This window comes from Silvimonas iriomotensis, assembly GCF_014645535.1.
GTDB classification, from domain to species: domain Bacteria; phylum Pseudomonadota; class Gammaproteobacteria; order Burkholderiales; family Chitinibacteraceae; genus Silvimonas; species Silvimonas iriomotensis.
In genome coordinates, this window is the sequence record NZ_BMLX01000003.1 from 194,210 (window position 1) to 215,486 (window position 21,277).

A 21,277-nucleotide genomic window follows, 5' to 3' on the forward strand; every position below is an offset into this window, starting at 1 on the left:
TCCATATTCGCTCCACATTGTGCTTTTAGGGTACGGGTTGACCATTTACCTATTCCCGGCAGAGACAGCACATGTTTTCCCGTACCGCTTCCACCCTTGTTCCGCGCCTGCGGCTGTTGGCGATCCCCGCTTTGCTGCTGCTGGCCGCATGTTCTGAACAGTCCCCGCCGCAGATGCCTGAATCCCGGGTAGGCGTCTGGACCGTGCATGCCCGCAAGCTGGCGGTGAGCCAGACGCTGGCGGGCCGCACCGTGGCCTGGATGACCTCTGACGTACGCCCGCAAGTAGGCGGGATCATCCAGAAACGGCTGTTTACTGAAGGCCAGGACGTCAAGGCCGGGCAGGTGCTGTACCAGATTGATGCGGCCAGTTATCAAGCGGCGTATGACAACGCCAAAGGCAATCTGGATTCCGCCCAGGCTGCCGTGCTGTCTGCCGAGCCCAAGGCGCAGCGTTACGCCAATCTGGTGAAACTGGACGCCGTCAGCCAGCAGGATCTGGACGACGCCGTGGCCACCTTGCAGCAGAACAAGGCCGCAGTGGTTGCTGCGCAGGCCTCGCTGAAAACGGCAAAGATCAATCTGGATTACACCCGCATCACGGCGCCGATCTCGGGCCGGATCAGCACCTCGACCTACACCCCGGGCGCGCTGGTGACGGCAGGCCAGACCAACGCGCTGACCACTATCCAGCAACTGGATCCGATCTACGTCGATGTCACGCAGTCTGCCGCGCAAATGCTGGCGCTGCGTAAACAGCTTGATAACGGCCAGCTCAAGAATGTCCATGGCAAAGTGCCGGTGCAGATCCAGCTGGAAGACGGCAGCACCTACAGCCGTACCGGCACGCTGGAGTTCGTTGGGGCAACGGTGGATACCAGTACCGGCAACGTGACCTTGCGTGCGCTGGTGCCCAATCCGGACAAACTGCTACTGCCGGGTATGTACGTGCAGGCGGTGTTGCCCATGGCGCTCAATGACAACGCCATTCTGGTGCCGCAATCCGCCGTCACCCGCAACACCAGGGGTGAAGCCACCATCAAGCTGGTTGGCACGGATGGCAAGGTGATCGAGCGCGTGGTGCAGACGGGCGACGCGCAAAAAGACCAGTGGGTGATCACCGGCGGCCTCAAGGCTGGCGAACGGGTGATTCTGGAAGGCGGCAGCAACGTGCGTGCCGGCCAGTCCGTGCAAGTGCATGAGGTGCCGGGTGGCGAGGGCAGCGCATCGACCACGGCGGCCAGCCAGCCGGCCACTGCCGGTTAAGGACGCGCCATGTCACGCTTTTTCATTGATCGTCCTGTCTTTGCCTGGGTCATCGCCATTGTCATTACACTGGCCGGTGCGATGTCCATCTTTACCCTGGCCATTGAACAATATCCGGACATTGCGCCACCCACGGTCTCCATCCGCGCCACCTACGACGGCGCATCGGCCCAGACGGTTGAAAACTCGGTCACCCAGGTGATCGAGCAGCAAATGACCGGGCTGGATAACCTGATGTACATGTCCTCCAGCAGTTCGTCCTCCGGCTCGGCCCAGGTGCAGCTGACCTTCAAGGCCGGCACCGACCCGGACGTGGCGCAGATGCAGGTGGAAAACAAACTGCAGCAAGCCCAGGCCATGTTGCCTTCGTCGGTGCAGGCCAACGGGTTGTCGGTCAGCAAGTCTTCGGCCGGCAGCTTTTTTGAGGTGCTGGCGTTTACCTCAGACGATGGCAGCCTGAGCGACAAGGACATTGCTGACTTCATGGTGTCCACCATCCAGGACCCGATCAGCCGCGTTTCTGGCGTAGGCAATGTGCAGGTGCTGGGCTCGCAGTACGCCATGCGCATCTGGCTGTCGCCAGAAAAACTGCGCACGTATTCGCTGATGCCGTCCGACGTGATCAGCGCCATTGAAGCGCAAAACGCGGATGTCTCTGCCGGCCAGCTGGGCGCCTTGCCCGCTGCCAAAGGCCAGGCGCTCAATGCCACCATTACCTCGCGCAGCCGCTTGAAAACGGTCGATGAATTCAAGGCGATTGTCGTCAAATCAAGCAATGCCGGCGCGGTGGTGCGGTTGTCTGATGTGGCGCAGGTTGAACTGGGCAGCGAAGACTACACGGTGACCAGCCTGTTTAACGGCAAGCCGGCCTCCGGCATTGCCATTGAGCTGGCCAGCGGCGCCAATGCCATGGCGGTGTCCAAAGCCGTTGAAGCGCGCCTGAACGAACTCAAGCCGTATTTCCCCACCGGCATCAGCTACAAGATTGCCTCCAGCACCACGCCGTTTGTGAAGATCTCGATCGAAGAAGTGGTCAAGACGCTGATCGAAGCGGTGATCCTGGTCGTCGCCATCATGTATCTGTTTTTGCAGAACTGGCGGGTGACGCTGATCCCGGCCATTGCCGTGCCGGTGGTGCTGATGGGCACCTTCGGCGTGCTGGCCGCGCTGGGGTATTCCATCAATACGCTCACCATGTTCGGCATGGTGCTGGCCATCGGCTTGCTGGTGGACGATGCCATTGTGGTGGTGGAAAACGTCGAACGCCTGATGAGCGAGGAAGGGTTGTCCCCGCGTGAAGCCACGCGCAAGTCCATGTCGCAGATTACCGGCGCGCTGATCGGCATTGCGCTGGTGCTGACCGCCGTGTTTTTGCCGATGGCGTTCTTTGGCGGCTCTACCGGCGTGATCTACCGCCAGTTCTCGGTGACCATTGCGTCGGCCATGATGTTGTCGGTCCTCGTGGCCATGACCTTGACCCCGGCTTTGTGCGCCACCTTGCTCACACCTATTGAAAAGGGCGGCCATGTCAGCGCGCCAGGCGTGCTGGGGCGGTTTTTTGCCTGGTTCAACCGCAGCTTTGACCGCAGCGCCAAACGCTACGAGCACGGCGTGGAACGCATGATCAAGCATCGCCGCCTTGGCTTTGGGGTGTACGTGGTGCTGATCGCACTGATGGGCGCGCTGTTCTGGCATCTGCCAACGTCTTTCCTGCCGGAAGAAGATCAGGGCGAGCTGATGGTGTCGGTCAAGATGCCGCCGGGCACCACCGCAGAAAAGACGCAGAAAGTGGTCAACCAGGTGTCGGAGTTTGTGCGCAAGCAGCCAGAAGTGAGCACCATGATGGCGGTGTCCGGCTTCAGCATGGGCGGCAGCGGCCAGAACGCGGGCATGGCGTTTATCAAGCTCAAGGACTGGAACGAGCGCAAGGCCGACGCCACGGAAATCGGCATGCGCATTACCCGCGCCATGATGGGCCAGCACCCGGATGCGCAGATCTTTGCCTTTGCGCCGTCGGGCATTCCCGGCCTTGGGCAATCGACCGGTTTCACCATGGAGCTGCAAGACTTTGGCGGCGCCGGGCACGACGCGCTGGTCGCGGCCAGACAAAAACTGCTGTCGCTGGCCGCGCAAGACCCCAAACTCAACGCGGTGCGTTACGGCGGGCTGGAAGACACCCCCACCTTTGATATCAAGATTGATGACGCCAAAGCCGGCGCGCTCAACCTCACCCAGAGCGATATCAACAGCACGCTGGCCACGGCGGTGGGCGGCAGCTATGTGAACGACTTTGTCGATCGCGGCCGCATCAAGAAGGTCTACGTGCAAGGCCAGGCCGACGCCCGCATGTTGCCGCAGGACATCAACCGCTGGACCGTGCGCAACAGCGACAACGCCATGGTGCCGTTCTCGTCTTTTGCCGGCAGCGGCTGGAGCTACGCGGCGGCTTCGCTGGCGCGCTTTAACGGTACGGCGTCGATGGAGATCAGCGGCGAACCGGGCCAGGGCGTCAGCTCCGGCACGGCCATGACCGAGATGGTAAAGCTGGTCAGGCAATTGCCGGCGGGCTTCGGGTATTCATGGTCCGGCCTGTCTTATCAGGAACAGCAAGCCGGCTCGCAAGCGCCGCTGCTGTACGCAATCTCGCTGCTGTTTGTGTTCTTGTGCCTGGCTGCGCTGTATGAAAGCTGGTCGATTCCGTTCTCGGTGATGCTGGCCGTGCCGATCGGTATTGTCGGCGCGCTGGTGCTGACCACGCTGCGCGGTCTGAACAACGATGTCTACTTCCAGGTGGGCTTGCTGGCCACGGTGGGCCTGGCCGCCAAGAACGGCATTCTGATTGTGGAATTTGCGCGCGAGCTTGAACAAAAAGGCGCCTCGGTGACCGCCGCGGTAATCGAAGCCGCCCGCCAGCGTCTGCGCCCGATTCTGATGACCTCCGCCGCATTCTTGCTGGGCGTGCTGCCGCTGGTGGTCAGCAGCGGCGCGGGCTCGGCCAGCCGTCACTCGCTGGGCACCGGGGTGTTTGGCGGCACGCTGACCTCCACGCTGCTGGGTATTTTCTTTATTCCGCTGTTTTACGTGATCGTGCGCAGCCTGTTCCCGGGCAAGAAAAAGCACGCCGCGCATGAGGATGTTCATCATGATCCAGTTTGATCGTTTCCCCCGCCTGGTACTGAGCGTTGTGTGTGCCAGCATCCTGGCCGGCTGCAGCAGCATGGCGCCGCAATACACGCAACCGGCCTCACCGGTACCGGCACAGTTTCCGGCCGCGACAGCGGCGGCGGAACCGGCCACGTCGTTCACCAGCATGGACTGGCATGACGTGTTCCTGGACGAACGTCTGCGGCAGGTGATTGCGCTGGCGCTGCAGAACAACCGGGATTTGCGCGTGGCCGTGCTCAATATCGAAAAAGCGCGGGCGCAGTATCAGTTCCAGCGCGCCAACTCGTTGCCATCGATTGATGCCACCGGCTCGCAAACCACCAGCGCCACGGGAAGCAACGGCAAAACCAGCATCAGCCGCAGCGCCAGCGCCACGGTGGGCTTCAGCAGCTGGGAGCTTGATCTGTTTGGCCGCATCCGCAGCCTGAATGACGAAGCGCTGCAAACCTATCTGGCCACGGCGCAAACCCAGCGCAGCACGCGCATGAGTCTGGTGGCCGAAGTGGCCGGCGACTGGCTGACGGTCGCCGCTTACCAGCAGCGCGTGGCGCTGGCCAGACAAACGCTGGAAAGCCAGCAAAAAACCCTCGCCCTGACCCGGCAGATGCATGACACCGGGGCGGTGGCCGGCACCGATCTGGCCACTGTTGAGGCCAGCGTGCAAAGCGCACGGGCCGATGTCGCCAGCTATGCCACCAGCCTGGATGAAGCGCGCAATGCGCTTGATCTGGTGGTGGGCACCGCCGTGTCGGCCGACCTGCTGCCCGACGCCGCCGCGTACGACAACGCCGTGGCGCTGGCACCGGTCTCGGCCAATATGTCGTCCAGCGTGCTGCTGCAACGGCCGGATGTCCTGTCGGCCGAGTACACGCTCAAGGCCGCCAATGCCGACATTGGCGCGGCGCGCGCAGCGTTCTTCCCGACCATCTCCTTGACCGGCTCTGCCGGTGTGGGCAGCGATGCGCTCTCTACCTTGTTCAGCGCCGGCACGCGCACCTGGTCATTTATGCCGACCATTTCCGTGCCGATTTTCCATGCCGGTGCGCTGCAGGCCTCGCTGGATGTCGCCAGGATCTCCAGCAATATTGCGGTGGCCCAGTATGAAAAAGCCATTCAGAGCGCCTTCCAGGAAACGGCCGACGCGCTGGCCGTGCGCGCCCGGCTGGACGAGCGTCTGGATGCCCAGCGCGCGTTGGTAAACGCATCGCAACGCAGCTACACGCTGGCCGACGCCCGCTACAAGAACGGTGTGGATAGCTACTTGCTTACCCTGGTCGCCCAGCGCGCCTTTTACAGTGCCCAGCAAGACCTGATCTCTTTGCAGCTCAGCGAAGCGACCAACCGGGTAACGCTGTACAAGGTGCTGGGCGGCGGCGCGGACGCCAACAGCTGATGCCGGCCTGCTCCGGCAAGCTCACCTTTGTGACCGGCGTGCTGGCGCTGTCGCTGAGCGCCAGCTCGTTCGCGCCGGATCAACGCGCCGTCAGCCGCCCCTGCCTGCCGTGCATGGTGCAGATCAGTAGTGACGGCGCTGATCTGTTCAGAACCTGGGCCGTCATCCTGCTTACAGACTGGGACCGCTGGCAGTAAATAGCGCAGGGCGATGGCCGCGCGGCTTTGCACAAAGGCTGCAGCCCGGCATGACGGCTATCCACGGCATAGACTGGAGTGTGATACTACTGAGGGGCGCAGGTGTGCAGGCCGGTCAGCTTGCAGGCCAGTGCCCGGTAGCGACATTCCTTTCCCTGGCCCCAGCGAGGCATCAACATGCTCACCAGCGCCCAGAAACACTGGGATGTAGAGCAGTGGACGCATTACCTGAAAGTGCAGGAAATCCCGGTCATGCCGCGGACCAAAGGTCTGCTGGACTTGCTCGTGGAGCACGCCGACACCGTCGCGCCCAAGCGGCTGGTTGAACTGGCCAACAGCGATTCGTTTCTGGCGCTGCGGCTGTTGCGATATGCCGAGGCGCACCGCTCGCACCATCTGGGGCGCGAGAGCACCACGCCGCTCTCGGCCATTTTGCATACCGGCACAGACAACCTGATCAAATTGATCGAGAACGCCCCGGTCTGCAGTGACGAACAAGAAGGTCTGCTGCTGAGCGAATCGCGCTGCGCCCGCGCCGGCATGCTGGCCCGCCAGTGGGCCGGCTGGCGCGCGGATATCTCGCCGGAAGAAGTGGCGCTGGCCGCCTTGCTGGCCGAAATGGGCGAGATGCTGCTGTGGCACTTTGCGCCGGAAATCCCGCTGGCCGTGCAAGATGAAATGCAAAGCGGCCGCGCCACCCGTACCCTGCAAGCGCAGCAACAAGTGGCCGGCTTTGCCTTCAAGACGCTCTCTTTGTCACTGGCCTCGGCCTGGCACCTGCCGCCGCTGATTGCCATGCTGATCAAGGGGGTCGACAACATCCGCGCCAATATCGCCCGCATTGCCAACGACACCGCCCGCCACCTGCAAAGCGACCCGCGAAACCCCGCCATCCCGTCGGACATCATCGCCCTGCATCACTTCTTGCCCAACACCAGTTACGCCACCTTGCTGGCGCCGCTTGATCTGACAGAAACGTATCGCGATGAAGTCTTGCTGGCGATCGCGCGGGAGAACGAACACGGGCAGGGGGCGCATCATTCGTAAGAAAAATGGCGTAACGCAGCGCTGACCTGTGCGGATGCGCAGACCCAGGCCTCTGCCAGTCGACAGACCCGCCACCCTCAATGCCACTGTCATTGCTCTGTACCATAGTGTACAAATCCCGGCGCATTGGACACTGCCACACAATGGGCCGGGCGCGGCGCCGTACACTGCCGTCTTGCCGGCAACCGGGCCGTTTGTTTGCATTTGAAGGCGCTCATGGACACGCATATCGATCACATCCTGGTCGTGGATGACGACCGCGAAATCCGCGATCTTGTCGCCACCTATCTCACCAAAAACGGCCTGCGCGTATCCGTGGCCCAAGGCGGCCGGCATATGCGCGCCATTCTGGATGTCACCCCGGTTGATCTGATCGTGCTCGATATCATGATGCCGGGTGAAGATGGCCTGTCGCTGTGCCGGGAATTGCGCGCCGGCAAACACAAACTGGTCCCGATCCTGATGCTGACCGCGCGCGATGACGAAACCGACCGCGTGCTGGGGCTGGAAATGGGCGCGGATGATTATCTGACCAAGCCCTTTGCCTCACGCGAGTTGCTGGCGCGGATCAAATCCGTGCTGCGCCGTACCCGCATGCTGCCGCCCAACCTGCAGATTACCGAAGCGGCGCAGGTGCTGGCGTTTGGCGACTGGAAACTCGATACCACGGCGCGTCACCTGGTCGACAAAAGCGGGACGGTGGTGGCGCTCAGTGGTGCGGAATACCGTTTGTTGCGGGCATTTGTGGATCACCCGCAGCGCGTGCTGAACCGGGATCAACTGCTTAACCTGACCCAGGGGCGCGAGGCCGATCTGTTTGACCGCTCGATTGATCTTCTGGTCAGCCGCGTGCGCCAGCGGCTGGGCGATGACGCGCGTGAACCGGCGTATATCAAAACCGTGCGCAGCGAAGGCTATGTGCTGGCCATGGCGGTAGAGATCACCGAAGCTCGCCAGGATTTCTAAGCGGGCCATGCAAAAAAGGCGGGCCTTGTAGGCCCGCCTTCGTTGCTCCGGCACTGCTGCTTATTTGGCAGCGACGGTCTGCACGGCGTCGATGATGACCTTGGCGACGTCTTCCGGGTGCGATTGTTGCGGCACGTGGCTGGACGGCAGCACGGTGGTTTTGGCGTTCAGTTTTTTGGCGTAATCGCGTTCCAGGTCTGGCTGGATCATGCGGTCACTGGACGAAACGATGTACCAGTTCGGGCGGGTGCTCCAGGCGGCGGCGGTCACTTTTTCGCCAAACGCTTTGGACTGGATCGGGCCCTGGGTGGCGGCCATCACGTCGGTGCGGGCACGCGGCAGGTCCTGGGCAAAGTAGCTGGCCACGCCGTCGGCCGACAGCGACAGATAACCGGCGGCATCGGCTTGCAGATGCTTGATGCCTTCCGGCACCGGGTATTGCGTGCCCTGGTCTGCGGTGGACTGGCCTGCATCCGGGGCAAAGGCGGCGACATAGACCAGCGCGGCCACCTTGGGATCATTGCCGGCCTGGGTAATCACGGTGCCGCCCCAGGAGTGGCCCACCAGCACGACGCGGCCAGGGGCGTTGGCAATGGCGCGCTGGGCGGCGGCAACGTCGCCAGACAGCGAGTCAAGGCCGTTTTGTACGGCAGTCACCTTGATGCCCTTGGCTTGCAGATAGGGAATCACGCGGGACCAGTCAGAGCCGTCGGCAAACGCGCCGTGCACGATGACCACGGTCGGTGCATCGGCTTTGGCGGTGTCAGCAGCGTGGGCAACGCCGGCAGACAGGGCAAGGGTGGCAACGGCAGTGGCAATGAAAATACGGGCAGTCATGATGAATCTCCTTGGGTTGTTGGTGTGTGCAAGACAGGACGAAGTATGCGCAGGGCGGGGGCAGGGCAACATCGGTCGGATATCCGATACGCGCCTCCATCGCGTCACTGGCTGCGGTACCACCAACCCGGGCAACCAGGTGTAGTTGATGCAGGCAATACCGTTTGAACAGGCCGCGCTGATTCCGGCGCGGGACGCCATTGTGGCGATCGCGTTCATTGGCGACTTGAGCATGGGCCGCGCCACGGACCAGTCTCCGCGCACGGCCTGGCTGGCCATGGCGCTGGCCCGCGCGGCGGGCTGTGATGAAGGCGTGATCGCCGCGGTGGAGATCGCGGCCCTGCTGCGCTGGTCCGGCTGTACCGCCAATGCCGCCGGCTTTGAGCGCATCCTGGGCGATGACGTCGCCGGCCGCGAAGCCATGATGGCGCTCACCCTGGCGCCCATGAGCGCCAAGGCGCAAAGCCAGATGCCGGAAATGGCGCAGATTCATTGCGAAGTAGCGGGGGATATCGCCCGCATGCTTGATCTGGGCACCGACATTGAAACCGCCCTGCGCCACACCTTTGAACGTTATGACGGCCGCGGTCTGCCGGGCGTGCTGCAAGGCGATGCGGTGCCGTTGGCGGTGTATATCGTGGCACTGGCCAGCGATCTGGAAATCCTCAGCCGCGCGCATGGACTGCCCCGCGCCCGCCAGTTGATCGAAAGCCGCGCCGGCCAGGTTTACCCGGCCGCACTGGCGGACTTGCTGTTGCAACAGGCCAGCGCATGGCTGGCCCAACTGGATACCTTCAGCACAGTCGGCACCCTGCTGCCGCCCGCGCTGCCAGCCACCACCCAACCCGTGGCGCTGGAACTGGTGGCCGATATTGCCGACCTGAAACTGCCCTGGCTGGCCGGCTATTCGCGCCAGGTGGCCACGCTGGCGCAGGGCATGGCCACCGCGCTGGGGCTGGAACCGGCGCAAACGCAGCAGCTTTACCGCGCCGGGTTGATCCACAACATCGGCCGTGCCGCCTTGCCCAACGCTTTATGGAATACCCCCGGCCCGCTGGCTTATGCCGCGTGGGAGCGCGTGCGGCTGGTGCCCTACTGGACGCGGCGCGCTGCGCAGCACACCGCCGCGCTGGCGGCAGCAGCAGAGCTGGCCTCGTATGCTTATGAACGGCTGGATGGCAGCGGGTATTTCCGCAGCGTGACTGCTCAGGCCATCTCGACCGAGTGCCGCATTCTGGCCGCAGCCGTGGCCTGGTGCGCGCTGGTCTCGCGCCGGCCGTGGCGGGCCGCGCTCACCCCGGCTGAGGCCGCCACGCAGTTGCGCGCTGAAGCCGCCGCTGGCCGGCTGGATGCGGCCATTGTTGAGGCGCTGATCGGTGAGGTCACCGGCCAGTCCAGTGCGCAAACCCGCAAGGCGCCTGGCCTGTTGTCAGAGCGCGAAACCGATGTACTCCGCCGCATCAGCCTGGGCGAAAGCAACAAGGAAGTGGCCCGCGCGCTGGTGATCAGCCCCAGCACCGTGCGCACGCATATGGAGAGTATTTTCCGCAAACTGCAATGCAGTACCCGGGCGGCGGCCACCCTGAAAGCATTCACGCTGGGCGTGCTGTAGCGGCAAAAAACCGCCACAAAACAGCACCAAGTGAAATGTTTTGTGTGATGTGGCCGCGCATATACATTGTCATACAAAGGCCTTTTCCAGGCCGGATATAAAGAGGGCGTGCACAACTGAAGCACGCCATGGGCAAGCCGGACATCACGGTGATTACGCAAGCCCCGCCGCCTGGAGATCAACATGAAACGCTATTTGCTGCTGTTTTCTTTTCTGGCTTGTACTGCCATCGTCGAAACGGTGTTTCCGGCGCAGTGCCAGCTGATCACCAACAGTACGTCTCGCCAGAAGCGGCAACCCGAATGACCACCACCCCTACCGGCGCCCGCTGGCCGCGCACCATGTTTACCCGCCTCTCGCTGGTTTTTCTGGGCGGGCTGTTATTGGCGCATGGCCTCACTTACGTGCTGATCGTGCGTGAGCGCGGCGCGGCCACCACCGACATGATGCTGGGGTATCTGGAAAAAGATGTCGCCAGCTCTGTCGCCTTGCTCGACCGTCTGCCAGCGGCTGAGCGCCCCACATGGTTGCCGCGTCTGGCGCGCCGCACCTATCAGTTTGAACTGGGCCAGGGCCTGGCGGGCGGCGTGCCGGATACCGAACTCTCCCGCCGTATTGCCGCCGCGTTTGTCGATGCCATTGGCCAGCATTACAGCGTTACCGCCAGCAAGGTGCCGGGCAGCCGTGACCGCGTCCAGGCCCATGTCACGCTGCATGACGGCAGCGCGCTGACCATCGACATGATCCCGGCGCCATTGCCCATCCCCGCCTGGTTGCCGCTGTTGTTGCTGGCGCAGCTGCTGCTGATCGCCGCCGCGGTGTGGCTGGGTGTGCGGCTGGTGACGCAGCCGCTGGAAAAACTCGCCGCCGCTGCCGATACGCTGGGCCCGGATCTGAAAGCCGTGGCGCTGCCGGAAACCGGCCCCAGCGAGGTGATCCGCGCGGCGCGTGCCTTTAACGCCATGCAGACGCGCATTGCGCAATACATGGCTGAACGGGTGCAGATTCTGGCCGCGATCTCGCACGACCTGCAAACGCCGATCACCCGCATGCGGGTCCGGGCCGATCTGCTGGATGACACCGATCTGCGCGACAAACTCAACAAAGACCTGACCGAGATGCAGTCCCTGGTCAAGGAAGGCGTGACCTATGCCCGCACCTTGCAAGGCGTGAACGAGCCGCCCGTGCGCATCGACCCGGACGCGCTCTTGAGCAGCATGGTTTACGACTACCAGGACGCCGGCCAGCCCGTCACGCTGGCAGGCCATGTGGGCGCCAAAGTGATCACGCGGCCACAAGCGCTCAAGCGCGTGCTGGGCAACCTGATTGATAACGCGCTCAAGTACGGCGGTAACGCAGATGTCACCGTCGCACTGGATGGCGCAGATGTGCTGGTCAGCGTCTGCGACAACGGCCCCGGTATCCCGGCCGACCAGCTTGAAGCCGTGTTCCAGCCCTTTTTCCGGCTTGAAGGATCGCGCAACCGCGAGACCGGCGGCACCGGCCTGGGGCTAGCCATTGCCCGGCAGTTAAGTCAGGCCATGAACGCCGTTTTAACCCTGCAGAACCGCCCGGAAGGTGGAGTAGAGGCCCGACTCCGCTTCACGGCAGATAACCACTCCTGCCCATCCGGGTAAGCCCCGCTCCAGCCCCGTTTTTTTCAATTACGTTAGCAACCGAAGCCCCTGTGCATGCAGCGGGTCAGGTGACACGCACGCCTTGTTTTCATACATCAAAGGAAAAACATCATGTCCCACGTTCTCAGCCAGCTGCGTTCCGGCCTTGCTGCCGCCGCCCTTGCCGGTCTCTCGCTGGCCCAGCCTGCCCATGCTGCCGACCCGGTGGTTGCCGGCGCGCATACTGAATTTGCCGCGCTCAAGCACATCAAGGCCGGCGTGCTGGATGTCGGTTACGCCGAAGACGGCCCCAAAAACGGCAAGCCGGTGATCCTGCTGCACGGCTGGCCGTATGACATCTACAGCTATGTCGATGTCGCCCCGGCGCTGGCCGCTGCGGGCTACCACGTGTACGTGCCTTATTTGCGCGGTTTTGGCACCACGCACTTCTTGTCGGCCGATACGCCGCGCAACGCGCAACAGGCCGCGCTGGCCAGCGATGTCATCGCCTTCATGGACGCGTTGCACATCGACAAGGCCATTCTGGGCGGTTACGACTGGGGTGGCCGCACCGCCGATATCGTCGCCGCGCTGTGGCCGGAGCGCACCAGGGCGCTGGTGTCCGTCAGCGGATATCTGATCGGCAGCCAGGAAGTGAACAAGGCGCCGCTCCCGCCAGCCGCCGAACTGCAATGGTGGTACCAGTTTTACTTCTCTACCCCGCGCGGCGAAGCGGGCTACGCCAAGTACACCCACGACTTTGACCGCCTGATCTGGAAGACGGCCTCACCCGAGTGGAAGTTTGACGATGCCACTTTTAACCGCTCCGCCCAGGCCTTTGATAACCCGGATCACGTGGCGCTGACCATCCAGAACTACCGCTGGCGCCAGGGCCTGGCCCAGGGCGAAGCCAGATACGACGCCATCGAACAAAAGCTGGCGACCTTCCCGGCCATTACCGTGCCGACCATCACGCTGGAGGGCGATGCCAACGGCGCGCCGCACCCGGCCCCGGCGGCTTATGCCAAGCGCTTTACCGGCAAGTATGAGCACCGCCAGGTGGATGGCGGTATCGGACACAACCTGCCGCAAGAAGCGCCGGCGGCATTTGTGCAAGCCATCGAGGACGTGGATCGCTTCTGATCCGTGCCCCGACCACACCCGGAAAGCACCCGTGGGGTGCTTTCTTTTTGCCTGGCTAACCCACGCCAGCGCGCCAGACAGCCAGAGATTTGTAGGGTTTTGTAGCACAGCGTGCGCTGTACACAGTCGCATGCGCAGGCCGGTGTTTGCGGCTACATCCGCGATACATCGGGCCGGTTAAATGTGTTCCGTGTTCAGGGCCGACCGGGCCGGAACAAACCACCAGCAAGCCATCAGTTCATACAAGGAGAAAGTCATGACACAGATCGAAAACGTGCTGTACACCGCCCAGGTCAACGTAACCGGCGGCCGTGAAGGCCAGGCCCACAGCGACGACGGTCGCCTTGATATCAAGCTCTCGCCCCCGGGCAGCAAGGGGGCCGGCACCAACCCGGAACAACTGCTGGCCGCCGGCTGGTCTGCCTGCTTTATCGGCGCCATGAACCGCGCTGCCAGCAAGTTGCAAGTGAAGCTGCCGGCAGATGCATGGCTGCATACCGAGATTGATCTGGGCACGGCGGCGGACGAGTTCTTCCTGCAAGCGCGCCTGACCGTGCACCTGCCGGGGATCGAAGCAGAGACGGCCCGCAAGGTGGTGGATGGCGCACACCAGATCTGCCCGTATTCCAAGGCACTGCGTAACAACATCCATATCGAGCTCTTGCTGGCCTGATCACAAGTCAGACTGGTTGACGTGTCCGGGCGTGGCCGTATCCGCGCCGCCGCCCGGCGCAATTCCTGAACCCACGAGGTGCAATCATGAGAACCCTGCTTTGTGTTATCGCGCTTGCCGCTGCATGTGTCGGTGCCGTGGCTTTCGGTACCCAGACCCATGGCGGCAACCCCACTGCGGCCAGCCACACCGCCGCGCCGGAATTTACCGGCGTTACCCAGTGGATCAACTCCCCGCCGCTGACCATGAACCAGCTGCGTGGCAAGGTGGTGCTGGTCGATTTCTGGACGTATTCCTGCATCAACTGCATTCACACGCTGCCCCACGTGAAAGCCTGGTACGACAAGTACAAGGATCAGGGCCTCGTGGTGGTGGGCGTCCACACTCCGGAATACCCCTACGAAGCCTCGACCGCCAATCTGCAAGACGCCATCAAGCGCTATGGCATTCATTACCCGGTGGCGCAAGATAACCACAACAGCAACTGGGACGCCTGGCAAAACCAGTTCTGGCCGGCGATCTATCTGGTGGATGCGCAAGGACAGGTGGTTTACCGCACCATTGGCGAAGGCCAGTATGACGAAACCGAGGCGCAGATCCAGCAGTTGCTGGCGCAGGCCCGCACCGCGCCAAGGTCATGAAATGTCAGCGTGATCTGACATTTGATTCTGCTGGCGGTTTGTACCAGGCTGAGCGCTAACGCCGTTGATGTCCGGGTCGCAGGCATGCTGTGGCCCGGTTTGCCCTTGCCACCGTGAAGACGCCATGACCACGACCGCCCTGGATTCATTTATCCGCGACGCCAGCCTGTGCAGCCACCAGCAGCCGGACCCGGCCGATTGCGTGCTGGCCCTGGCCCCGCTGATGCTTGACCTGATCGAACACGCCGGCTCTTTTCTGGAGCCGCAGCATTTTCGCAGCGACCCGGCCACCTACACCCGCAACCTGATCTACTGCGCGCCGGATGCCGGCTTGTCTTTGTACGCGCTGGTGTGGCTGCCTGGCCAGTGGACGCCAGTGCATGATCACGGCAGCTGGGGCGTGGTGGGCGTGGTGGAAGGCGTGCTGGAAGAACGCAGCTATGTGCGCCTTTCGCCAGACCGGCACGCGGATGAAGACATTGATCTGGCCCGTGGCGGCACCTTGCTGCTGGGGCGCGGCGCGGTCACCAGTTTTGTGCCCAATCCCGATCATATCCACGTCACCGGCGTGCCGCAGGGGCGGGGGCGGGCAGTGAGTCTGCATCTGTATGGCCGCACCATGAACAGCTTCAACATTTATGATGTCGGCTCGCGCCGCCGCCAGCGCATTGATGTGTCACATAATGAGAGTTAAATGGCGGCCGCCGTCATGTTCATGCTGACTACTTGCTGAAGGTGTTGCGTTGATCAATCCCGATATCCAGTCCCGCGTGCTGGCGCTGTACCCCTTGCTGGCAGATCTGCCGGCGGCAGATCGCGACCGGCTGTTTGCCAATGCCACCTATATGAAGGTGCCTGATGGCGCGCTGATGTTTGATGAAAACCAGCCGTGCATGGGGTTCCCGTTGCTGATATCGGGCAGCGCGCGGGTGATCAAATCGTCCCCCAGCGGGCGTGATCTGTACCTGTACCAGGTGTTACCGGGCGAGACCTGTATTCTGACCAGCAGTTGCCTGCTGGCCAATTCGCCATATCAGGCGCGCGGCGTAGTGCAGGAGGAACTGGAGCTGGTGGTGCTGCCGCCGGGTTCTTTCAAGCAGTTGTTCGGGCAGCTGGAACAGTTTCGCAACCAGGTGTTCAACCGGTTTTCCGAGCGTTTGACTGAACTGATGAACCTCGTGACTGCCGTTGCATTCCAGAAACTGGACCAGCGGCTGGCGGCGTTATTGATCTCGCGCCCGTCGCCAGTGGAACTCACGCATCAGGCCATGGCCGACGAGCTGGGCAGCTTCCGGGAACTGGTCAGCCGGTTGCTGAAAGACTTCGAAAACCGCGGCTGGGTGCGGCTGGAGCGCGGGCAGGTGTGCGTGCTTGATGCGGCGTCTTTGAAAAAACTTGTCAATTTCTGAAAGCTTGGTGATTTTTATCACCAAGTTTTAGCGTGCCCCTGCCGGATACTGCAGCCAGATCCAGGACGGGTCTCTCGTCAGCCTTTCAACGGTTTCACAGGAGCACGCACCATGTCTTTGCGCATCAACGATATCGCCCCCAATTTCACCGCGCGCACCACGCACGGCATCCTCGATTTTCATACCTGGATTGGCGAGCAGTGGGCCATCCTGTTTTCGCACCCCAAAGATTTCACCCCGGTTTGCACCACTGAACTGGGCTATATGGCCCGGATCGAGCCCGAATTCACCCGCCGCAACGCCAAGCTGATCGGCCTGTCGGTCGATGCCGTGGAAAACCACGAAAAATGGGCGGCTGACATTGAAGAAACTCAGGGCGCTGCGGTGAAGTACCCGATGATTGGCGACACCGATCTGAACGTGGCCAAGCTCTACAACATGCTGCCCGCCGATGAAGCCGGCGGCGCCGAAGGCCGCACTGCCGCCACCAACGCAACCGTGCGTTCGGTCTTCATCATCGGCCCGGACAAGCGCATCAAGCTGATGCTGACTTACCCCATGACCACCGGCCGCAATTTTGATGAAATCCTGCGCGTGCTCGATTCCATGCAACTGACCGCCCGGCATAAAGTGGCCACCCCGGTGAACTGGAAGCAGGGCGACGATGTGATCATCACGCCGGCCGTCAGCAATGAAGAAGCCGCGGAACGTTTCCCCGGTTTCAAGACCATCAAGCCGTATCTGCGCACCACAAAACAACCTGGCTGAATGTCATAACCCGGGTATGGCGGGCCACGCGGCTGGCCATACCGCCCCTTTTGCAGGTGACATCATGATCTTGCGCCAGTTGTTTGATCCGGTTTCCTCCACCTACACCTACCTTCTGGGCGATGCCGGCGATGCCGTGCTGATCGACCCCGTGTTTGAACAGGTGCCGCGTGACCTGGCGCTTTTGCAAGAACTGGGGCTGCGCTTGCTGACCAGCCTGGATACGCATGTTCATGCCGATCACGTCACCGGCGCCTGGCGGCTGAGCCAGCGCAGCGGCAGTCGTATCGGCCTGGCGGCGGCAGCGGGCGCCAGCGGGGTGGACCGGCCCTTGCAGCATGGCGATCGCATTGAATTTGGTCGGCGTTATCTTAGTGTGCGCGCTACGCCGGGCCACACCAACGGCTGCCTGACCTATGTGCTCGATGACGAAAGCATGGCCTTTACCGGCGACAGCCTGCTGATCCGCGGCTGTGGCCGTACCGACTTTCAGGGCGGCAGCCCGGAGCAACTGTTTGCTTCCGTGCGCGAACAGATTCTGACGCTGCCAGACGCCTGTCTGCTGTACCCGGGGCACGATTATCGCGGCATTACCGTAACCAGCGTGGCGGAAGAACGCCGCTTTAACCCGCGACTTGGCGGCGATGCAGATCTGGGCGACTTTGCCGGCCACATGAACAACCTGAACCTGCCGCACCCCAAGCTGATTGCCGTTGCCGTGCCAGCCAATCTGCGCTGCGGTCAGCCCGAAGGCGGGGCCGCGCTGCCCGCCACGCCAGACTGGGCCCCGCTCACGCTGCGCTTTAGCGGCGTGTGGGAAATCGAGCCGCTGGCGCTGCTGGAACACATGGCCGACGCCCAGATTGTCGATGTCCGGGAAGCGCCGGAATTTATCGACCGGTTAGGGCATCTGGAAGGCGCCGTGCTGATCCCGCTCTCGCAACTGACCGCCCGCCAGGCCGAACTGGACGCGCAACGCCCGGTCGTGGCGGTATGCCGCTCTGGCATCCGCTCCGCCCAGGCCAGCGTACTGCTGACCAAGGCCGGCTTCGGCCAGGTTGCCAATCTGGCTGGCGGCATGCTGCGCTGGAAAATTGAAGGCCTGCCCGTCGCGCCAGACAGCCTGTGAGCGTCAGACCGCTTCAGGCGCCCGGCTTGGCGCCGGTTGCCATCCGGCCGCTCGCGTTGTTTAGGAAATGAGCGTTTCCTATAATGCGTTCATGACAGCAGAATCGACCCGGCCTCGCAGCGCCGGCCGCCCCAGAGAGTTTGATGTCGATACCGCGCTGGATCACGCGGCAAGGGTGTTCCGTCAGCGCGGTTATCACGCCACCTCCATCAGTGATCTGGGCGCTGCCATGCAATTGACGGCGGGCAGCATCTACAAGGCGTTTACCGACAAACGCGCAGTCTTCATGGCAACGCTGGACCGCTACAGCGGACAGCGGCGCCGGCTGATGGCCTCGCAACTGGCGGCAGAGCCGACCGGGCGGGAGAAAATCCGCGCCATGCTGCAGTTTTATGCAGATGCCGCCCACGGCGAAGAAGGCCGGGATGGATGCCTCGTCGTCGGCAGCGTGGTTGAACTGAGCACTTTTGATCCGGAACTGGCCGCCCACGTCACCGGCCTGCTGCAACAGACCCAAGACCTGCTGCAGGCGCTGGTTGAGGCTGGCATGGCCGACGGTTCCATTGCCGCTGATACCGATCCGCACGCGGTGACGCTCACGCTGCTCAGCGTGCTTGAAGGACTGCGGGTTCTGGGCAAATGCGGCCGCAGCCGCGCTGAAATGCTCTCTGCCGCCGACGCGGCCATGGCAATGCTGCGCCCGGCCGCCAGACAAGATCGCTAGCTCAGTGCGCGGCGCGGGCCGGTTTCTGCCGGAACAGCAGCACGCAAGTCACAATGAACACCAGCAAACTGCCCGATGCGGCATAACGGCTGAGCGCCAGACCGCCGGCATTGAGCGGTTTATCCAGAAAATCCCCCACCACCGCACCCAGTGGGCGGGTCAGGATGAAGGCCATCCAGAACAGCGCGGTGCGGGAGATCCGCGTCCAGTAATACGCCGCGACGATCAACACCAGCAAACCACCAAAGACCATGGCCGCGCCGGTGTAGCCCAGGCCGGCGGTGTCGGCCATCCAGTCGCCCAGCGCAGTGCCCAGCGTTTGCGAAAACATGATGGTCACCCAGTAAAAGGCCTCGGCTTTGGGCGAGTGGATGGAACTGACCGAGACCGACCCCATCACGCGGTGCCAGACAAAGAGCGACAACAGCAGCAAGGCCAGCAGCAAGCTGGAGCCGCCCGCATAACCAATGCCCAGCGAGCGGTCAGCAAAGTCCGCCAGGGTGGTGCCCACCGTGGTGGTGGCAATGATGGTGGTCCAGTACAGCAGCGGGTTGAATGCTTTGGCGCGGATTTGCGCGACTACGGCGACGCCGAAGATCACCGCAAAAATGGCGGTGCCGACGAGATACCCCAGATTCATCGACATCGAAACTGCATCACCACCGGTTTCGCCCAGTGTGGTGGCGGCAATCTTGATGATCCAGAACAACAGGGTGACTTCAGGGACTTTAACCAGCGGGTGTTGGGTAGCTTGGGTCATGGCAGGGGCGCCGGCACGGATGCGGGCACAGGCAAAATGGACAAGGGGTGGAGTCTGGCCAGCGCAACTTAGCCCAGCCATAGACCCTGCCGCTTGTCAGCCGGCCATGGAGAGCACCCGCCGTGCCTCAACGCGCAGCGCGGCGATATCGCGCCGGGGCGGTTGCCCGAACATGCGCGCGTACTCGCGACTGAATTGCGAGGCACTTTCATAACCGACCTGGAACGCGGCTTCTTCGGCGTGGGCGTCATCCACGATCATCAGCTTGCGCGCTTGCAGCAGGCGCATCCGTTTCTGGTACTGCAACGGTGACATCGACGTCAGCGCCTTGAAGTGGCGATGAAACGCCGAGGCGCTCAAACCGGCCACGGCCGCCAGCTCGTCTATGCTCAGTGCCCGGGCAAAGTGCTGGCGCAAATACTGGATGGCGTGGATGACATTGGGCGCATTGCCGCTGCCCAGCGCCAGCCGGGCCACCGCGCCGCCATGCGGGCCGGTGAGCAGCCAGTAACAGATCTCTTTCATGATGGCCGGATAAAGCACCGGAATCGCCGCCGGGTTGTCGATCAGCCGCATGGCGCGCAAGGTGCAATCTGCCAGTGGGCCTTCAATGCGGGTCACTGCCGCGCCTGGCGCGGTATCGGCGGGCGGCGCGGGCGGGTGGGCCAGTTCGGCCAGTACCTGGCTGAGTATGCCGGTATCCAGCCCGACCACCGCACTCAGATACGGCTGTTCCGGGCTGCCCTGCGCCACCTGGCTAAAGCCCGGCATATCCAGGCTGACCAGCAAGGCCTCGCCGGCGGCGTAGTCATAACGGGTGCTGCCAAAGGTGGTCCATTTGGCGCCCTGGATAACCACACACAAGGCGGGCGAGTGGATCAGATGCGTGGGGTGCTGTTCGGTCACCGCGCGCAGCAAAATCAGCCCGGGAACCGCCGTAAAGAACGGGCTTTGGCCCTCTCCGTATTGGTCCAGATAGTGCTGGGCGGCGTCCGCCAGTTGCTGCATCTGCATGATATCGGCTTCCTTCTTTCTGCCCGCCAGCATAGGGACTAAAGCAGGATCAGGCAAGAATCAGCTTGCATCTGGCATACGCAGGGTCGCGGGTGCGGCGTAGTCTATGCTGGTAAATCAACGATCTGGAGTACACCATGACGCAACTGACACCGAACTCCCAAACGCAAAAAGTGGCAATCGTGACCGGCGGCAGCCGTGGTCTGGGCCGCAGCACCGTGCTGGCGCTGGCCCAGCGTGGTGTCTCGGTCATCCTGACCTGGAACAACGCCCGCGCGCAGGCTGATGAAGTCGTGGCCGAAGTCGCCGCGCTGGGGGCAAAAGCCGTCGCCCTGCAACTGGATGCCGGCAACAGCGCCGCCTTTGACGGCTTTGTCGGGCAAGTCAAAGACGCCCTGACGCAACTGGGGGTCAGCCGCTTTGATTACCTGGTGAACAACGCCGGCACGTCGCACCACGGCAGCATTGAAAAGACCACCGAAGCCGAGCTGGACGCGCTCTACAACGTGCATGTCAAAGGCGTGTTTTTCCTGACGCAAAAGCTGTTGCCGCTGCTCAATGACGGTGGCCGCATTATCAATATTTCGTCCGGGCTGACCCGGTTCTCGGTGCCGGAAAGCGGCCCGTATGCCGCCATGAAAGGGGCGGTGGAAGTCCTGACGCGTTATCTGGCCAAAGAGCTTGGCCCGCGCGGCATTACCGCCAATACCGTGGCGCCGGGCGCTATCCAGACGGACTTCAGCGGCGGCGTGGTGCGTGACAATCCGCAAGTCAACCAGGTGGTATCCAGCATGACTGCGCTGGGCCGCCCGGGTGTGCCGGATGATATCGGCCCGCTGATTGCGTCGTTGCTGTCTGAGGCCTCGCGCTGGGTCAATGGTCAGCGGATCGAGGCTTCTGGCGGGATGGTGCTGTAAC

The 21,277-nt window shown here is 62.7% G+C and carries 21 protein-coding genes; 18 read left to right on the forward strand and 3 right to left on the reverse strand.

The window, feature by feature from the left end; all coding sequences use genetic code 11:
- Positions 1-71 precede the first annotated feature (71 nt).
- The 6 genes from IEX57_RS12400 to IEX57_RS12425 all read left to right on the forward strand — a co-directional run bounded on the left by IEX57_RS12400 (position 72) and on the right by IEX57_RS12425 (position 8,033).
- Positions 72-1,265, forward strand: coding sequence for an efflux RND transporter periplasmic adaptor subunit (locus IEX57_RS12400; RefSeq protein ID WP_188704670.1), 1,194 nt, complete (start codon positions 72-74; stop codon positions 1,263-1,265).
- A gap of 9 nt (positions 1,266-1,274) precedes the next feature.
- Positions 1,275-4,421, forward strand: a complete 3,147-nt coding sequence (locus tag IEX57_RS12405) for an efflux RND transporter permease subunit (protein ID WP_188704671.1) — start codon at positions 1,275-1,277, stop codon at positions 4,419-4,421.
- On the forward strand, positions 4,408-5,823 hold the full coding sequence (locus IEX57_RS12410) for an efflux transporter outer membrane subunit (protein ID WP_188704672.1): 1,416 nt from the start codon (positions 4,408-4,410) through the stop codon (positions 5,821-5,823). The genes IEX57_RS12405 and IEX57_RS12410 overlap by 14 nt, the downstream gene beginning before the upstream one ends.
- Entirely contained in the window at positions 5,823-6,020 is a 198-nt protein-coding gene (locus IEX57_RS12415; RefSeq protein ID WP_188704673.1) for a hypothetical protein, read from the forward strand. The genes IEX57_RS12410 and IEX57_RS12415 overlap by 1 nt, the downstream gene beginning before the upstream one ends.
- A gap of 177 nt (positions 6,021-6,197) precedes the next feature.
- On the forward strand, positions 6,198-7,067 hold the full coding sequence (locus IEX57_RS12420) for an HDOD domain-containing protein (protein ID WP_188704674.1): 870 nt from the start codon (positions 6,198-6,200) through the stop codon (positions 7,065-7,067).
- Between the two features lie 216 nt (positions 7,068-7,283).
- Positions 7,284-8,033 carry a response regulator gene (locus IEX57_RS12425; protein ID WP_188704675.1) on the forward strand — a complete coding sequence of 250 codons (750 nt, stop codon included), beginning with the start codon at positions 7,284-7,286 and terminating at the stop codon, positions 8,031-8,033.
- A 60-nt stretch (positions 8,034-8,093) separates the two neighbouring features.
- On the opposite strand, the gene IEX57_RS12430 is transcribed toward IEX57_RS12425, so the two are convergent.
- Positions 8,094-8,870: an alpha/beta fold hydrolase gene (locus tag IEX57_RS12430; RefSeq protein ID WP_188704676.1), complete on the reverse strand. Its 777-nt coding sequence runs from the start codon at positions 8,868-8,870 to the stop codon at positions 8,094-8,096.
- A gap of 148 nt (positions 8,871-9,018) precedes the next feature.
- Between IEX57_RS12430 and IEX57_RS12435 the strand changes: the two genes are divergently transcribed.
- The 11 genes from IEX57_RS12435 (at position 9,019) to IEX57_RS12480 (ending at position 18,585) form a co-directional block, all read left to right on the forward strand.
- On the forward strand, positions 9,019-10,482 hold the full coding sequence (locus tag IEX57_RS12435; RefSeq protein ID WP_188704677.1) for an HD domain-containing phosphohydrolase: 1,464 nt from the start codon (positions 9,019-9,021) through the stop codon (positions 10,480-10,482).
- A 183-nt stretch (positions 10,483-10,665) separates the two neighbouring features.
- Positions 10,666-10,788, forward strand: coding sequence for a hypothetical protein (locus IEX57_RS21305; protein ID WP_268238336.1), 123 nt, complete (start codon positions 10,666-10,668; stop codon positions 10,786-10,788).
- A complete protein-coding gene (locus IEX57_RS12440; RefSeq protein ID WP_188704678.1) occupies positions 10,785-12,119 on the forward strand; it encodes an ATP-binding protein in 1,335 nt (444 codons plus the stop codon). Before IEX57_RS21305 ends, IEX57_RS12440 begins: the two co-directional genes overlap by 4 nt.
- Before the next feature lie 111 nt (positions 12,120-12,230).
- Positions 12,231-13,241, forward strand: coding sequence for an alpha/beta fold hydrolase (locus tag IEX57_RS12445; RefSeq protein WP_188704679.1), 1,011 nt, complete (start codon positions 12,231-12,233; stop codon positions 13,239-13,241).
- A 256-nt stretch (positions 13,242-13,497) separates the two neighbouring features.
- The gene (locus IEX57_RS12450) at positions 13,498-13,914 is read left to right on the forward strand and encodes an organic hydroperoxide resistance protein (protein WP_188704680.1); all 417 of its coding nucleotides are present in this window, start codon (positions 13,498-13,500) and stop codon (positions 13,912-13,914) included.
- Positions 13,915-14,000: 86 nt separating this feature from the next.
- A complete protein-coding gene (locus IEX57_RS12455) occupies positions 14,001-14,555 on the forward strand; it encodes a thioredoxin family protein (protein WP_188704681.1) in 555 nt (184 codons plus the stop codon).
- Positions 14,556-14,679: 124 nt separating this feature from the next.
- A complete protein-coding gene (locus IEX57_RS12460) occupies positions 14,680-15,249 on the forward strand; it encodes a cysteine dioxygenase family protein (RefSeq protein ID WP_188704682.1) in 570 nt (189 codons plus the stop codon).
- Between the two features lie 49 nt (positions 15,250-15,298).
- Positions 15,299-15,964, forward strand: a complete 666-nt coding sequence (locus IEX57_RS12465; RefSeq protein ID WP_188704683.1) for a Crp/Fnr family transcriptional regulator — start codon at positions 15,299-15,301, stop codon at positions 15,962-15,964.
- A 111-nt stretch (positions 15,965-16,075) separates the two neighbouring features.
- The gene (locus IEX57_RS12470) at positions 16,076-16,732 is read left to right on the forward strand and encodes a peroxiredoxin (RefSeq protein WP_188704684.1); all 657 of its coding nucleotides are present in this window, start codon (positions 16,076-16,078) and stop codon (positions 16,730-16,732) included.
- Between the two features lie 64 nt (positions 16,733-16,796).
- On the forward strand, positions 16,797-17,861 hold the full coding sequence (locus tag IEX57_RS12475; RefSeq protein ID WP_188704685.1) for an MBL fold metallo-hydrolase: 1,065 nt from the start codon (positions 16,797-16,799) through the stop codon (positions 17,859-17,861).
- A gap of 67 nt (positions 17,862-17,928) precedes the next feature.
- Entirely contained in the window at positions 17,929-18,585 is a 657-nt protein-coding gene (locus IEX57_RS12480) for a TetR/AcrR family transcriptional regulator (protein ID WP_188704686.1), read from the forward strand.
- A 1-nt stretch (position 18,586) separates the two neighbouring features.
- Here the strand turns inward: IEX57_RS12480 and IEX57_RS12485 are convergent, their stop codons facing one another.
- A complete protein-coding gene (locus IEX57_RS12485; protein WP_188704687.1) occupies positions 18,587-19,345 on the reverse strand; it encodes a COG4705 family protein in 759 nt (252 codons plus the stop codon).
- 96 nt (positions 19,346-19,441) lie between these two features.
- Complete coding sequence (locus IEX57_RS12490; RefSeq protein WP_229709003.1) at positions 19,442-20,359, reverse strand: AraC family transcriptional regulator; 918 nt, start codon at positions 20,357-20,359, stop codon at positions 19,442-19,444.
- 137 nt (positions 20,360-20,496) lie between these two features.
- Here IEX57_RS12490 and IEX57_RS12495 point away from each other — a divergent pair, with 137 nt between their 5' ends.
- Complete coding sequence (locus IEX57_RS12495; protein WP_188704688.1) at positions 20,497-21,276, forward strand: SDR family NAD(P)-dependent oxidoreductase; 780 nt, start codon at positions 20,497-20,499, stop codon at positions 21,274-21,276.
- The last annotated feature ends 1 nt before the right edge of the window (position 21,277 follow it).

Coding starts and splice junctions, on each gene's coding strand:
- IEX57_RS12400 (WP_188704670.1), top strand. CDS start 72: ATGTTTTCCCGTACCGCTTCCACCCTTGTTCCGCGCCTGCGGCTGTTG.
- IEX57_RS12405 (WP_188704671.1), top strand. CDS start 1,275: ATGTCACGCTTTTTCATTGATCGTCCTGTCTTTGCCTGGGTCATCGCC.
- IEX57_RS12410 (WP_188704672.1), top strand. CDS start 4,408: ATGATCCAGTTTGATCGTTTCCCCCGCCTGGTACTGAGCGTTGTGTGT.
- IEX57_RS12415 (WP_188704673.1), top strand. CDS start 5,823: ATGCCGGCCTGCTCCGGCAAGCTCACCTTTGTGACCGGCGTGCTGGCG.
- IEX57_RS12420 (WP_188704674.1), top strand. CDS start 6,198: ATGCTCACCAGCGCCCAGAAACACTGGGATGTAGAGCAGTGGACGCAT.
- IEX57_RS12425 (WP_188704675.1), top strand. CDS start 7,284: ATGGACACGCATATCGATCACATCCTGGTCGTGGATGACGACCGCGAA.
- IEX57_RS12430 (WP_188704676.1), bottom strand. CDS start 8,870: ATGACTGCCCGTATTTTCATTGCCACTGCCGTTGCCACCCTTGCCCTG.
- IEX57_RS12435 (WP_188704677.1), top strand. CDS start 9,019: ATGCAGGCAATACCGTTTGAACAGGCCGCGCTGATTCCGGCGCGGGAC.
- IEX57_RS21305 (WP_268238336.1), top strand. CDS start 10,666: ATGAAACGCTATTTGCTGCTGTTTTCTTTTCTGGCTTGTACTGCCATC.
- IEX57_RS12440 (WP_188704678.1), top strand. CDS start 10,785: ATGACCACCACCCCTACCGGCGCCCGCTGGCCGCGCACCATGTTTACC.
- IEX57_RS12445 (WP_188704679.1), top strand. CDS start 12,231: ATGTCCCACGTTCTCAGCCAGCTGCGTTCCGGCCTTGCTGCCGCCGCC.
- IEX57_RS12450 (WP_188704680.1), top strand. CDS start 13,498: ATGACACAGATCGAAAACGTGCTGTACACCGCCCAGGTCAACGTAACC.
- IEX57_RS12455 (WP_188704681.1), top strand. CDS start 14,001: ATGAGAACCCTGCTTTGTGTTATCGCGCTTGCCGCTGCATGTGTCGGT.
- IEX57_RS12460 (WP_188704682.1), top strand. CDS start 14,680: ATGACCACGACCGCCCTGGATTCATTTATCCGCGACGCCAGCCTGTGC.
- IEX57_RS12470 (WP_188704684.1), top strand. CDS start 16,076: ATGTCTTTGCGCATCAACGATATCGCCCCCAATTTCACCGCGCGCACC.
- IEX57_RS12475 (WP_188704685.1), top strand. CDS start 16,797: ATGATCTTGCGCCAGTTGTTTGATCCGGTTTCCTCCACCTACACCTAC.
- IEX57_RS12480 (WP_188704686.1), top strand. CDS start 17,929: ATGAGCGTTTCCTATAATGCGTTCATGACAGCAGAATCGACCCGGCCT.
- IEX57_RS12485 (WP_188704687.1), bottom strand. CDS start 19,345: ATGACCCAAGCTACCCAACACCCGCTGGTTAAAGTCCCTGAAGTCACC.
- IEX57_RS12490 (WP_229709003.1), bottom strand. CDS start 20,359: ATGCAGATGCAGCAACTGGCGGACGCCGCCCAGCACTATCTGGACCAA.
- IEX57_RS12495 (WP_188704688.1), top strand. CDS start 20,497: ATGACGCAACTGACACCGAACTCCCAAACGCAAAAAGTGGCAATCGTG.